Origin of the sequence: Agrobacterium tumefaciens (assembly GCF_013318015.2) — a bacterium.
Taxonomy (GTDB): Bacteria; Pseudomonadota; Alphaproteobacteria; order Rhizobiales; family Rhizobiaceae; genus Agrobacterium; species Agrobacterium tumefaciens.
On the sequence record NZ_CP115842.1, the window covers coordinates 1,837,125 to 1,849,707 of the forward strand.

The window sequence follows — 12,583 nt, forward strand, 5'->3', positions numbered from 1 at the left end:
GTTCAGGTCGTGCTCTTGCCCACGGTGAAATCATCTCGGCGCTGGGAAACATGCCAGGGGATGGCAAAGCGCTCGATCAATTCCACAATCCCGTAGAGAAGCAGGCCAAGCAGGCTCAGCACGATGATGACGGCGAAGGTCATGCTGGTGTTCATGTTGCCGTTGTAATTTAGAAGCAGATATCCGAGCCCGTTATCGGAGGCGACGAACTCCGCCACCACGGCTGCAGTGGCCGAAAGTGCGGCAGCGACCTTAAATCCCGCAAAAAGGGAGGGCAGGGCGCCCGGCAGTTCCACTTTCCAGAAAATCGTCAGGCGTCCGGCCCGATAGCTTTTGGCGAGATCGTAGACCTCCGGCTCGATGGATTTGAAGGCCACGATGGAGTTGACGACGATCGGGAAAAAGGAAAGCAGGAAGACCAGCAGGATTTTGGACGGCAGGCCGAAGCCGACCCAGATGATGAAAAGCGGTGCGATGGCGATCTTCGGGATGATTTGCAGGATTACCAGCAGCGGGTAAAATATCGCCTCGAAGGCACGCGAATAGACCACCAGAAGCGCAAGAAGCGTTCCCATGGCCACCGCCACCAGAAAGCCCAGCACCATCGGTTGTAGCGTATAAAGCGATGCCGTGAACACGATCGGTATATTGTTAAAAAGGTCCGCAAACACTCTGCTCGGGGCCGGCAGAATATATTCCGGCACCTTGAGCGCTCTCACCGCAATCTCCCACACGACCCCTGCGCCCACGAGACTGGCCATCGTGTGGACTTGGCCTTTGACGGCCCCCATGACTTTCGAAAACATGTTTCCTCCCGAAATTGCCCGGCCGTTCACCGCGCAATTTTTGATATTGGAACAATGTTCCATATGGACTGATGTTTCGTCAAGTGGTAATTCAGGCAGGACAAGAGAATTGGAATGCAGCGGGAGGAGTGCATGTTGCAGAAGAAGACCGAAAGGAAGACCTATGAGGCGGGCGTTTTGCTGGAGGGTGTCAGTAAATATTTCGGGCACCCGGATGCGCCGGTCGTGGCGCTGGAAAAGCTCGACCTGACGATTGGCGACGGGGAGTTCGTGGCAATTGTCGGCCCTTCCGGCTGCGGCAAATCAACGATGATGCGGCTGATCTCACGGCTTTCGCACGCCAGCACCGGAAAGATTTCCCTTTTTGGCGATGTTTCAAATAACCCGCCGCCCGGCATGAGCATCGTTTTCCAGAATCACGTGCTTCTGGCCTGGAGAACGATTATCGATAATGTGCTGTTCCCGGCCGAAATGACCGGCAGAAACCGTGAGGAACTGAGACCCCACGCATTGGCGCTTCTTCAATCCGTCGGCCTGAAAGACTTTGCCAACCGGTATCCGCACGAACTATCCGGCGGCATGAAACAGCGCGCATCCATTGCGCGTGCGCTTCTGCTTCAGCCCAGGCTTTTGCTGATGGATGAGCCTTTCGGTGCGTTGGATGCGCTGACGCGCGAACAGATGCGTATCGACCTTGAAGCGCTCTGGCTGAAAAATCGTATGACGGTGGTGTTCATCACCCATTCCATCGACGAGGCGGTTCTTCTGGCGGACCGCGTCATAGTCATGACGCCGCGGCCGGGCCGAATTGAAAAAGTGCTGGAGATCGACATGCCGCGTCCGCGTGGACTGGCGGCACGGCGCGAGCCGGAATTTATCGAAAAATCCGAGGAGATCACCGAGATATTCCTATCGCGCGGCATTCTGCAGCCCCATGCCTGAACCGGCGGCGTCTCCTTGGTTTTCGTTGAAGCCAAAGACGCCGCAACAGCCTATTTTCGCATCGCCTTGGGGTTCCCTCCCGATAGTGGCCGTGCACGTCGACCGGAGAGTGAGATGGAAAAGACGATCAATGTACCAAGCGGCGGTGTCGAGCGGACGATCGCCATGCTGGAGCTTCTTGCCTTGGCCGAGGAGCCGCTGAAGCTTTCCGATGTCGCACACCAGCTCGATATTCCCAAAAGCGCTTGCCACCGTATCCTGACATCGCTCATCGACAACGGCTGGGCGTGGCAGAGCCCGGAAAGCGATTGTTATGCGTTGACCATGCGCATGGCGCTGGTGGGTCAGAAACAGCTGGCGCGTCTGCAGGTATCGGATCTGCGCCAGCCGATCCTCGACGATCTTGCGGAGCGCACCCGTGAACTCGTTCGCCTGACCGCCGTGCAGAACAACACTCTCGTGTGGGTCGGCTCGGCGCGCGGCCGCCGTTCCGGTCTGGTATTCGAGCCCGATATGAGCGCCGGCATCGTTCCGTACGCTACGGCGAACGGCAAGATATGGCTGGCCAGCCTCGAAAGGGAGCGGGCGCTCAGGATTGCGCTCGAGGCCGGACTTGGCCAACCCGGCCAGCAGGCTGCCAACGCCATCAACACGATTGAAGCGCTCAACAAGGAACTGGACGCTGTTTCTCGCCTCGGTTACGGCCGTGCGGTTGGCGAAGCCGAGGAAGGGGTAGGGGCAATCGCAGTTGCCATCCGTCAGGATAAGGAAGTTGTCGGCACCATGAGCGTTGCCGCGCCGCTCACGCGGTTGACCGATGAGCGTGTGGCGGAAATTCTGCCGCTTCTGGTGAGGGCAGCGAGCGATATGGAAATCGCCTGGAAATCGCCTGGTAATCGGCGTCAACCGGCCGAAAGCACGTGATATCACGGGGATGTTCAATAAGGATCGGGCGGCAATGCCGCCCGATAAATGGTTGACTTAGGCTACGTCCGCATCGAACTGGATGCTGTGCAGGCGCTTATAGAGACCATCGGTTGCGAGCAGCTCGCGACGGCTTCCTTGCTCGACAACCTGACCATTATCCATCACGACAATCTTGTCGGCGCGGTTAATCGTGGAGAGCCGGTGGGCAATGACAATCGAGGTCTTGTTGAACGTCAACCGCTCAAGCGCGTCCCGAACAAGCGCTTCGGATTCCGAATCGAGCGCGCTCGTTGCTTCGTCGAGGATCAATATGTCCGCATCTCTCAGCATGGCGCGGGCGATGGCAACACGCTGACGCTGGCCACCGGACAGGCCGGAGCCGTTTTCGCCAAGCTTGCTGTCATAACCATTAGGCATGTTCATGATGAAATCATGCGCATTAGCCGCTCTTGCCGCAGCAATGATTTCCTCATCGGTAGCGTTGTCGCGACCGACGGAAATGTTATGCTTCACCGTTCCCGAGAAAAGGAAGGTTTCCTGGCCGACGTAAGAAACATGCTCGCGCAGGCTGGCGAAGGACACATCGCGCAAATCCATTCCGTTGATCTCGACGGAACCGCTTTGTGGATCGTAAAGACGCATCATGAGGTTGATGATCGTTGACTTGCCACTACCGGAAGGGCCGACAAGGGCCGTCATCTTTCCACCCTCGAACAGGACGCTGACATCCTTCAGAACCGGCTGGTTAGAAACATATTCGAAGCTGACGTTCTTGAGCTCCACATTGCCGCTTGCCTTGGGGAGCGGCAAAGCGTCGGTCTTTTCCGTGAGCGTGAGAGGTGCATCGAGCACCTCAAACATCATGCGTACACCGATCATCCCACCTTCTATCTGGACTCGCATACGGGCAAGACGCTTGGCTGGCTCATAGGCGAGAAGCAGGGCAGTAATGAAGGCCATCAAGTCGCCCGGCGATCCGCCTTTTTCGAGAACGGTATAACCGGACACGGCGATGACGGCGGCAATGGCGAGACCGGACAGCGTCTCCATGATCGGGCTTGTTGCCGCTTCAAGCTTTGCAATGCCATTGGCGCGATGCTCAACGTCGGACACAGCCTTGTTCATGCGCTGGCGCATCAGATTTTCGAGAGAGAACGCCTTGATGACGCGAACGCCAATGCTGGTCTCTTGTACGACATTGACTATCTCGCCCAGCGAAGCAAGTTCCGCCTCCATGATTTTTCGAACGCGACGCAGTACGAGACGAACGCTGAAAATCGCGATCGGACCAATAATCATGGAAATCGCGCTCAGAAGAAAATTCTGCGCGAACATTACTACGATCAGCCCAAGAAGGGAGAAAAGATCGCGAACAAAAGAGGTCACGATAGTGTCGATGACGTTGCGCGCCGATTGAGCATTGTATGTTACACGGACTAGCAACTCCGAGGATGGCAAATTCTGAAAGAAGGATACACCTTGTTTCAAAAGCCGATCGTAGATTTTTCGCTGCTGCTCGGCAACGATGCTGTTGCCCGCCTTGCTGAGATAATAACTCTGCACAAAAGTCGCGAGACCTTTTATTATAAAAATCGCCGCTACTGCAAAAGCGATCTCGAGAACAACATCGAAGCCTTTCTTCAGATAGACACTATTGACAATGTCACGCATTATCCAGGCACTGAGAGAAGTCATGCCTGCGACGACGATCATCGCTGCGATCGCAGCCGAATACCACCCAACGTGTTTTTTGAAGTTCTCTTTGAAAAGCCGAGTCAACAGCTTCTTGTCGGCTGCCGACAGAAAGGATCCTATCAAGTTTGTATTCCTCAGTTTGTTCGCGCAGCTTGGCTAGGTCTTATAGATATGCCTAAAAGCGAACGATGTCCGGAAAATCGTTCAGCACACCGTCTATCTTGACTCGGTCAGATATAAATTACCGCATCGGACGGAACCCCGGATAGTTGAGCTCAGTGGGTCTCCATAGTGTCGGCAGCCTGATAATGTTATAGTGCGCGCCTGTCAACTATGAAACCCTTCTGTATAACGGTGGACTATGAAGTTGCACGTCTGGGCTTGTGAGCCAGTTTATGGTTTCTTTCGTCCTTGGGCGGTTGCCGCTTCTGCTTTTGCTTTTGGTTTTGCTGCAACATGTCGCGCGTTCCTGAGCTCAGCAGTGCAAGTGCACTGCAAGGTCTGAACCGCGCCGGGTTTGCCGGTGGCTCCAACTTCTGAGAAAGTGGATCCGATATGAGGAAGACAACAAACCAATTTCCACCGGAAGTCCGCGCCCGTGCGGTGCGGATGGTTTTGGATCGCCAAGGCGAATATTCCTCGCGATGGGCGGCGGTTTCCTAGATCGCCGCCAAGATCGGCTGCACGGCGCAGACGCTTAATGAATGGGTGAAGAAGGCGGAAGTGGACGATGGTTTCCGGCCCGGACTCCCAAACCACGTGGCCCAGAAGATGAAGGCTCTGGAGCGGGAGAACCTCGAGCTTTGGCAGGCCAATGAGATACTGCGCAAAGCGTCCGCTTATTTCGCGACTAGCCGAAGCTGGCTTCTACAAAGCCGTCCGAGTGAAAGCGTTCAACGCCATGCTAACGGGCTCGCTGGTGGGGCTCGCTATCAACTCCTTAGCATCTCAACCCAGATCAGCAACCAGATCCGTGGGCTGATGAAGACGTTCGGTCTTTTCGTCCCTAAAGGAACAGGTCGGGTTTTTGATGGCAATGTGAGGGAACTCTTGGATGATAATAACGGCCTGGCACGGATCATTTTGCCGCTGCTCGATGCGTGGCGCGACATTCGCAAGCGCGTGGCCGATCTCGATCGCCAGTTGCTCGCTGCGGCGAGGGACAGCAGGGCTACCAAGCCATTGACGACAATTCCGGGCGTCGGTACCGTCACGGCCGTTTCATACGTCGCTGCGATCGGCTCGGCATCACCGAAGCACCGCTAGTTCCTCCTGAAAAAAGCGCCTTGACGGGAGAGGAGCGATTAGGCAACCAAACCGTCTTCGGCAAAGCCGGGGCGGTTCAAACTTCTGTTTCGCCGAGTCTGTGTGGATGAGGTCCGCTAGGGTTGTTCTGTCGAAAACGGCTGAACACAAGAAAATTGTTGATGCATTTTTGACAACAATGATTTGACAACGACAAGATCCGGAGACGATGGTACAGGTTCGTCCACGGTTAATAGCGCGTTGCACGCGTACACTTTTTGCATAGAAGCTGAGAATGAAGAAAATTCTTTATCGTATTCCCTTTCACAAGGATGGGAGACCACGTAACTGGTTGAAGGCGTTGCTTGCTAATAATCAGAAAGAGGTCCGCAGCCTGTGGCGTAGAGTTGTTTATAAGCGAAACGGTTCCGTACGGGCACGATATCATTCTTGGTTGGCGGATACGTCTGTCGTAACGAATCCAGCCATGGTTGAAACTGTGGAGAACTATCTCGACAAAAGATGGTCGGCACTGCGGCCGCTAGTGACATTCCCAGAAACGCATGCTGAATACCGCATAAACTTGGTCACCGATAGCATCAGAGAATCAAGCCTTTTTGGAGGGGTTGGAACTGCATTGTTGTTGGCCGTTCTGTTGGCGGAAAAATCCCAAGCGCCTCTAAGAATCATTACTCGCCTAGAGCCTCCGGACAGCCTTAGTCTTGCTGCACTTCTCAAGGCAAACGATATTGAATTTTCAGGACGAGTGGAGTTTCAGTTTGCTCCCCATTACGGGAGCAGAGAACTGCCAGTTTGTCATCTCGATCTTTTCATATCTACGTCTTGGTGGACAACTAGGTGTTTGTTGAACACTGTGCCGCATGACCGCATCGTTTATCTTCTTCAGGAGGACGAGCGGATGTTCTATCCAATGGGCGATGATCAAGTTGCATGTGGATTGACGCTTGCGGAACCAGTGAAGCTTGTTGTGGTGAATACTAAACTTCTCCACGCCTCTCTAACAGATGAAGTCAGCGGTATTCCCGGTCTTTTAGACCGTAGCGTGTTTTTCGAACCTGCTTTTAGCGCTCGCCAGCGGAATTGGAGCGGTGCACCAGATAAAAGGCAATTATTCTTCTATGCTCGACCAAACAACCTTCGGAACTTGTATCTAACAGGGCTTCGGTTGATTGAAGATGCTGTGTCAGAAGGGATCCTCAATCCAGAGGAATGGAAGGTGCATCTTGTAGGTCACGACCTCCCGAAGCTAGAGTTTTCTTCTAACCTAGAGGTGGAGTATCACAAGCCTATGCATTGGGAGCAATATCTCGAGTTTTTGCGGGGGATGGATGCAGGTATCAGTTTAATGCATACGCCTCATCCTTCGTATCCTCCATTAGATCTGGCCTCTATGGGTATACCCGTATTAACTAATGCAGCATTCAGTAAGCGTCATCTCAGCAACTACTCAAACAACATAATCTGTGCAGAACTTAACAATGCATGTCTTATCCGTGGACTCTCCGAGCTTGTCGCCCGGGCCAACGATCTCGAATTGTGTAGAAAAAACGTCTCGAGCGACAATATTTGCCGGAGCTGGCGCCAGGCCTTGAGCGCCGTAGTTGAGCAATTAAACAGCATAATTGAACGTTGACGCCTATGTACACTGATCTTGTTACTGAGCAAATCGCTTACCGAGCACCGTGGGATGACGAGCCGTTTGATTCCCGTGCCAGAGTCTTAAAACAACATTCGCACATCCGAGTCGCGTACCTTTATGAAAGGCCGGACACCAGCACCTTTCGATATCGAGTGTTCAACATGGTTGAGGCAATTCGCGAACTTGACCCGTGCGAGATCGTGGCGAGTTGGTTCTCGCTTGATGAGATCGACTCGTTGATGTCGCTCCTACCAAGAATCCAAGTCCTAGTTTTGGCGCGGGTGAGATACGGAAAATCGGTAGGCGAGCTTATGGCCCGTGCGCAAGCATTTAACGTGCGAATTCTGGCGGACTTTGATGACTTAGTGTTCGACACTAGCTATGCCCATTTAGTGCTAGCAAACAACGATCAACCGACGGAAAATGACGCTCACATAAACTCCTGGTACGCATATGTCGGTAGACTCCAGGCAACTGCTGCACTATGTGACGGCGGCATCACGACAAATGAGTTTTTGGCACCGAAACTTGCCAAAGCGTGTGGCGGTCCAGTTAGTATTGTACCAAATTTCTTAAACAAGAGGCAGCAAGAATTTTCGAAAATACTGCTTGAAAAGAAGCGCGCTAAAAACTTTCGCGGAAGCGGGACGGTCAAGATCGGATATTTTAGTGGCTCACCGACGCATAATAGGGACTTCCAGATCGCCGTCCAAGCACTTTGCCGGCTCTTAAAGGAAGATCGCGACGTCACAGTTCGTATAGTCGGCTTTATGGAGAGTTTCAGGGAGTTGTCTCAGTTCTCCGAACGGGTTGAGGTGATTGAGTTGCAAGATTGGCTCAACCTCCAGGCGCGTATAGCAGAAGTTGATGTAAATATCGCGCCACTACAGCTAAATGATTTCACTAATTGTAAGAGCGAATTAAAGTATTTTGAGGCGGCGGTGGTTGGAACTTTTAGCTGTTTGTCGCGAAGCTATACGTTCGCTCATGCTGTGAGTGATCCCCAAGATGCACTGATTGTAGACGATTGGCGGTGGCATGAAGCTCTTAGCACGGCTGTCGACCTTGTCAGAACCCCACAGGTTTATGGTCAACGCGTTGAGAAGGCTGCTGAGCGTGCCTACTCACGGTATGGTTGGGATTGTAATACGGATAAAATATTGGCTGCATTAGAGATATAGGATGTTCTGTCGCGACAAAATATGCCAGTAAAGCCCGCCGAGACGTGCCGGTGCGGAGTAGGGCGCGTAAAATCCATCACAAGATGCAGGCAAAAAATGATTGCAATAGACACGGATATAGATTCACCAAACTACATACCATTGACTGCCTGGCTTCGCCATGGCCCATTTGCAATGTGGTTGGTCCGCACGATGAAGCCTAGGCGAATTGTTGAGCTGGGTACACATTACGGTTTTTCATATTTCAGTTTTTGCCAAGCAGTGGCGTCTCATAAGTTAATGACTGACTGTTTCGCTGTGGATACCTGGGCGGGTGACGAGCACGCTGGATACTACGACGATAGTGTTTACTTGGCAGTGGTCGAGGAAAATATAAAATTCGCGGGATTTAGTACATTACTAAGGAAGACCTTTGCTGAGGCGCTCGATGATGTTGAGGATAACTCAGTAGATATTCTCCACGTCGACGGGAGGCATTTTTACGATGACGTGAAAGAGGATTTTACTTCTTGGACACGAAAGCTCTCTGACCGCGCCGTAGTTTTATTTCATGACACTGAGGTTAGAGAACGTGATTTCGGAGTGTGGCGTTATTGGGCGGAACTAACTCTTGAGAGACCCGCGATTAATTTTCGTTTTGAACACGGGCTAGGGGTGCTTTTTTGGGGCGAGAGCGTTCCCGATGAATTACAGCCATTTGTTGGGCTGATCGAGAAGGAACCTTCGCGCACGTTCATTGAGAACTATTTTAAAATCGCTGGAGACGCTTTTTCAGAAAAAATACGTCTCGACGAGCAATTGGACACCCTACGTTTACAGCTTTCAAGTGAACTTTCAACCTCACAGGAACTTCGCAGGACTAACAATGTTCTGATTGAGGAATTGGAAGAAAAAAACAAAGAATTAGTCATTGCTGCGAGCAGGTTAGAAGCAGTGAAGTATATTTTGAATGTTGAGAGAAAAAGTCCGCTTATTGGGTTAAAAAGCCACATAGCGTATGTTGTGTTAACGCGGATCGCGAGGATTTCTTCTTCGACTTTTCCAAAATTTAGCGAAAGGTTGTCTCGAAGCGCTGCAAAGCGTGACCCAAGTCGTGACCCTTTCCGTGGCGTGCAGCTGAGGTCAAGGACTGAAATGTTGGGTGAATAGATTTGGTTTCAGCCAAGCGTCGATCGTGAGCGATGGGGTGACGCTCCCACTCAACGGCATCCTCGTGCCAGAATGGTTGTGTTGGAACCATTAGAAGGGAGAGCGTGCATGGAAAAGGTTAGCATAATCGGCCTGGATTTGGCCAAAAGCATAACTCAAGTTCACGCAGCAAGCGCGGATGGCTCGGTGCTTTTTCGGCGAAAGATTTCGAGCAAGAAATTGCTTGCGTTCATATCCGGTGCCGATTCCGATGAAGCCGCCCCTTTGTTCCGAGATAATTGCGCCCCCGGATTCCGGGATGATCTCGCCCCCTTGAGGCTGGGGTCCTGCTGGTCTTGATTGTTGTCAGCTGTTCGTCGTTAGGAGTCAACATTTCCGGGTTTGATTTCGCCGCAAGCTTTCCCCGGACAGGTCGATACGGTGTGCGTTGTGAACAAGGCGATCGAGGATGGCATCAGCGTAGGTTGGATTGCCGATGACCTCATGCCAGGCCGATACCGGAAGTTGACTTGTGATGATGGTCGAGCGGCGTCCGTAACGATCTTCGAGGATTTCCAGCAGATCATGGGTGAGCGTCCGGTGAGCTGTTTTTGCTGATCGGGCAAATCAGGCGATGTTCTGGCATGCGAACCAGCATTAGTGCTAATGACCTGCCACGGCTCGTCCTCCTGTGATGAGGATCGGCTCGGTCTGTCCGAGCAACCCTCGGAAGTCCAGTGTAGGACGAGCCACCCCAGGCGAGAAGAAGTACATACGGTCTTACGTTATTTCCGTATAATAAGACCAGCCTTGACAAGCGGGGCAATAAGCCTCCTGACATGTTCGAACGGAAGTTTGATCAACTGAGCTATCTCAAATAGGGTTTTTTGCCCGTCACAAAATGAGATTGCATTCATCATGTCCCTAACGCTGTCTCCAGACCCGGCAACAGATAGATCGGGGTAGAGTCGGCGTTTACCTAGTTGCGGCTCACCAAGAGTTGTGATGAGAGGGACAAAGTCTTCTTCAAGGATTTCAATCGATGCACGCAGTGCTTGGTATCCCCCAGCAAGGCCTGCAGCGGTCACAACCTCTCCAAGCGTGTCCTTTGAGGTATGATACTCGGGATATTCGCCGTATTTTGATCGCATGATCGAAGTCACCGGCAGGTCAACCCCTGGGGCGCAATACTGCCGCTCATCGCTGCCTCGATCAAGCCATGAATATCGCTTATAGGATGGGTCAATATGTTCAAGCACGTGCTGTGCAATTATATCGACTTTCGTGCCCCCGTCCCGCGAAGGGAGGAAGGAGTAGCATCGATCATCGCCGATGCAGGTGACATTGAAACCAGCAATTACCCTCTTCTTCAAAACATCGATGTTCCGGCTTAAATACACGATTGAGCCGATGGTTTCCGGTACAAAGACAAATCTGAAGCTGTAGCGTCTGTCAGCTTTCTCAATGATCGCCTTAGCGAGTGCAGCGGTTACGACTGGTCCTGAGAGCTCGTTGTTCGCCATCGACGGATGGCAAATATATGTTGAGATAAAAATCTCGTATTTGCTTTCTCCGGGGATAATAAGTTCACCATAGTTCAATTCGCCCGGAGCTAGATCCGCGTCAATCTTTACTCGGTAGCTACCATCCTTAAACTGCAGTCGCTGTTCATGAGAGAGGCAAAAACCCCATCTCCGCTTATAATAAGACGTTACATAAGGGATAGCTTCGGGATAATTAGGAAGAGAGTAAAGGTGCTGTTGTAGTTCGTCTAACGGCAACTGCATGTCTACCGGCTCCGAATACCCTAGCAGGTGAAGATTATTGTTCGCGAAATCGACCACGCGGGTGCCACTTCGGTCTTCGATATATGCCTCTCTTACATTCCATTCATCAGGAACTATCCAATCGAAGGCTGCAGTTCCGGAAGGAACGCTCTCAATCGTCAATCCAGGCAACTCTCTTTGCAAGATTGACAGTGTGCTTCGAACGCCGCTCCCTGTAATAGATCGATTGATAGGCCATAGCTCCGAAGCAAGATTGAAACACCAAATACCAACATTCTGGATGTTTCTAAACGGGCCTAAATCAATCGGTTTCATAGAGGTAATCCTTCGCCTTGCCCGCATTAATCACTTCCGCCGTTGCTTCATATATCGCGTTGGCAGATGCAATTCTTAATCCAGTCCCCTGCTTCTCACGATCGCCGCGGTATATCCCTTTTTGCCAGAGGAGGCTTCCCATCCGATTAACACTTGTTTTCACCCCCTGCTCGGTCCTCCGGACAAATATCGAATATCGACGTCTCGACTCTATGCCGTCAACGTCTGTGTATCGACCATCAAAGTTTTTGTGCGCGCGGTACTCTACCCCGCACATTTCCTCGACATGATGATAGAAGGTCATCGAATGCTGATCAGGTAGATCGAGAACTGCGATGTCAGCATCCAAGCGCCTCAACATCGCGAAAGGCGAATCGGACCCGTAACCCGAAAAATTATCGATCCCCTCGAATAGAGTTGCTTTTGCTCCTATCGCTACAAATGAGTAAACCGGATGCCCGGTCCTGACCCCGCCATTTCTATGGCGTGCAGCTTCAGTGACGTTACCCATTTGGCTCGGAGTTGAGCGGATGTCGAAGGGCACTCCTCTCGTGAACTCGAAATTAAATAACGGGAGCAGGAGCGTTCCTTCTGAGCCTAAGCGCTCTAGAAACAAGTCAAGAAACTTCTCCGGCCGCATTTTCGTGTGACGATAGAATCTGGCGTATGAGCTGTGTAAGAGCACCGTACTCCCAGGTGCGATATTTGAAAAATCCATCGATAATACCACATTTCCCTGAAACTAGTGGACTATTAGCAAGCACCCAAGTGAGCATCAACACTTGTCAATCATTTTCCGTGGCATCTGGCCCGAAGCTTGTCTGCGACAACGCCCAACACTCGCTCCGAGCGTTTTGTTTGGTTGGCGTCTTCCGGCGATCTCCATCATAGCCTGCT

At 52.0% G+C, this 12,583-nt stretch carries 9 protein-coding genes and 3 pseudogenes; 7 read left to right on the top strand and 5 right to left on the bottom strand.

The genetic code is table 11. The annotated features are described in order from the left end of the window. Window positions 1–2: 2 nt before the first annotated feature. Window positions 3–806, bottom strand: a complete 804-nt coding sequence (locus G6L97_RS21805; RefSeq protein WP_174003726.1) for an ABC transporter permease — start codon at window positions 804–806, stop codon at window positions 3–5. Between the two features lie 132 nt (window positions 807–938). Between G6L97_RS21805 and G6L97_RS21810 the strand changes: the two genes are divergently transcribed. Beyond that, window positions 939–1,748 carry an ABC transporter ATP-binding protein gene (locus G6L97_RS21810; RefSeq protein ID WP_174003728.1) on the top strand — a complete coding sequence of 270 codons (810 nt, stop codon included), beginning with the start codon at window positions 939–941 and terminating at the stop codon, window positions 1,746–1,748. Between the two features lie 114 nt (window positions 1,749–1,862). Further along, window positions 1,863–2,672 (top strand): IclR family transcriptional regulator, encoded by an 810-nt coding sequence (locus G6L97_RS21815; RefSeq protein ID WP_174003730.1) that lies wholly within the window; start codon window positions 1,863–1,865, stop codon window positions 2,670–2,672. Between the two features lie 57 nt (window positions 2,673–2,729). On the opposite strand, the gene G6L97_RS21820 is transcribed toward G6L97_RS21815, so the two are convergent. Beyond that, the gene (locus G6L97_RS21820) at window positions 2,730–4,493 is read right to left on the bottom strand and encodes an ABC transporter ATP-binding protein (protein WP_174003732.1); all 1,764 of its coding nucleotides are present in this window, start codon (window positions 4,491–4,493) and stop codon (window positions 2,730–2,732) included. A gap of 432 nt (window positions 4,494–4,925) precedes the next feature. Here G6L97_RS21820 and G6L97_RS21825 point away from each other — a divergent pair. The 5 genes and pseudogenes from G6L97_RS21825 to G6L97_RS21840 all read left to right on the top strand — a co-directional run. Then, window positions 4,926–5,216: pseudogene (locus G6L97_RS21825) on the top strand (transposase); the annotation flags it as partial. After that, window positions 5,212–5,609, top strand: a pseudogene (locus G6L97_RS28310) (IS110 family transposase); the annotation flags it as partial. The pseudogenes G6L97_RS21825 and G6L97_RS28310, both read left to right, overlap by 5 nt. A gap of 301 nt (window positions 5,610–5,910) precedes the next feature. Further along, a complete protein-coding gene (locus G6L97_RS21830; protein WP_174003734.1) occupies window positions 5,911–7,269 on the top strand; it encodes a rhamnosyltransferase WsaF family glycosyltransferase in 1,359 nt (452 codons plus the stop codon). 167 nt (window positions 7,270–7,436) lie between these two features. Beyond that, a complete protein-coding gene (locus G6L97_RS21835; RefSeq protein ID WP_174003736.1) occupies window positions 7,437–8,456 on the top strand; it encodes a glycosyltransferase family protein in 1,020 nt (339 codons plus the stop codon). A 96-nt stretch (window positions 8,457–8,552) separates the two neighbouring features. Further along, window positions 8,553–9,605, top strand: a complete 1,053-nt coding sequence (locus G6L97_RS21840) for a class I SAM-dependent methyltransferase (protein WP_174003738.1) — start codon at window positions 8,553–8,555, stop codon at window positions 9,603–9,605. 366 nt (window positions 9,606–9,971) lie between these two features. Here G6L97_RS21840 and istB read toward each other — a convergent pair. From istB to G6L97_RS21855, 3 genes and pseudogenes are all read right to left on the bottom strand, one after another. Further along, window positions 9,972–10,169, bottom strand: a pseudogene (gene istB, locus G6L97_RS21845) (IS21-like element ISRel16 family helper ATPase IstB); the annotation flags it as partial. A 200-nt stretch (window positions 10,170–10,369) separates the two neighbouring features. Then, entirely contained in the window at window positions 10,370–11,686 is a 1,317-nt protein-coding gene (locus G6L97_RS21850; RefSeq protein WP_174003740.1) for a DUF4910 domain-containing protein, read from the bottom strand. Beyond that, window positions 11,673–12,404 (bottom strand): AAC(3) family N-acetyltransferase, encoded by a 732-nt coding sequence (locus tag G6L97_RS21855; protein ID WP_174003742.1) that lies wholly within the window; start codon window positions 12,402–12,404, stop codon window positions 11,673–11,675. The genes G6L97_RS21850 and G6L97_RS21855 overlap by 14 nt, the downstream gene beginning before the upstream one ends. Window positions 12,405–12,583 lie beyond the last annotated feature (179 nt).